Below are 1,184 nucleotides of genomic sequence, written 5' to 3' on the forward strand. Positions count from 1 at the left end.
CTTTTCGCGGCCCGCCATGGGGTGGGTGCCCACGTAGCGGCTGAGGTCGGCGCCGCGGGCGCGGAGCTCGGCCTGGATCCCGGCCTTCACGCTGGCGATGTCCACGACCGTTGACTCCGGGAAGTCCGCGAGGGCGCGTTCCACGACGTCGGCCGTGACGTCCGGCGGGGCGGCGACCACCACGAGTTCCGGCTGCTCGCCGTCAAGGCGCGCCAACGGCAGACCGGCGCCGATGTCGACGGCGACGGCCTGGTTGGTGGGCGAAGGGTCGGAGAGGAAGACTGCCACTCCGCGGCCCCGCAGCCCCAGCCCGATGCTGGTGCCGAGGAGCCCGGTCCCTACGACCACCACCGGACCGTTGAGGTGGCCGCGGCCGTGGGTGCGAAAGGCGGACATGCCTACAGCCCTACGGATGCCAGCAGGTGGCCGACTTCCTGCTTGCCGAGGTTGCGGATGCTGCCCTGGCGCTGGTCGCCCAGGCCGATGGGGCCGACCTTCACGCGGACCAGCCGGAGGACCGGGAAACCGACGGCGTCGAAGAGGCGCCGGACGATGCGGTTCTTGCCCGAGTGCAGCACGACCTCGATCAGCACGTGGCCCGGGGTGGAGTCCACGAGTTTGAAGGAGTCCACCGAAGCGATGCCGTCTTCAAGTTCGACGCCGGCCTTGAGCTCGGCGCCGATGCCCTGCGGGAACGGACCGCGGACCTGCACGAGGTAGGTCTTGGGGACTTCGTAGGAGGGGTGCGTCAGGCGGTTGGCGAGTTCGCCGTCGTTCGTCAGCAGCAGCAGCCCCTCGGTCGCGACGTCGAGGCGGCCAACGTGGAACAGCCGTTCGCCGTGGTTGTTGCGGACGAAGTCGCTGACGCAGGGACGGCCGTCCGGGTCTTCCATGGTGGAGACAACGCCCTTGGGCTTGTTGAACACCATGTAGACCATGTTCTCGTCGAGCTGGATGCGGAGTCCGTCGACGTGGATCACGGCAGTCTTCGGGTCGACGCGGACGCCGAGCTCGGTGACGACCTGGCCGTCGACCTCAACACGGCCTTCGGCGATCATTTCTTCGCAGACGCGCCGGGAGGCGACGCCGGCCGACGCCATGACCTTCTGCAGCCGGATGCCGTCCTGGTCGTGGACTTCGGACTGGGGCACGTCGGCGCGGGGTCCGCGCTTGCGGGCCGGCTT

1 protein-coding gene and 1 pseudogene (1 of these 2 cut by a window edge) are annotated in these 1,184 nt (G+C 69.4%); both read right to left on the bottom strand.

Features of this window, described 5'->3' with window-relative positions; all coding sequences use genetic code 11:
• Positions 1 to 396, bottom strand: a pseudogene (locus K789_RS21935) (prephenate dehydrogenase) (it extends 713 nt beyond the left edge of the window).
• 2 nt (positions 397 to 398) lie between these two features.
• Positions 399 to 1,184, bottom strand: a 786-nt coding sequence (locus tag K789_RS0101020) for a pseudouridine synthase (protein ID WP_024365123.1), incomplete at its 5' end; no start/stop codon positions are given.

Origin of the sequence: Arthrobacter sp. TB 26 (genome assembly GCF_000427315.1) — a bacterium.
GTDB lineage: Bacteria > Actinomycetota > Actinomycetes > Actinomycetales > Micrococcaceae > Arthrobacter.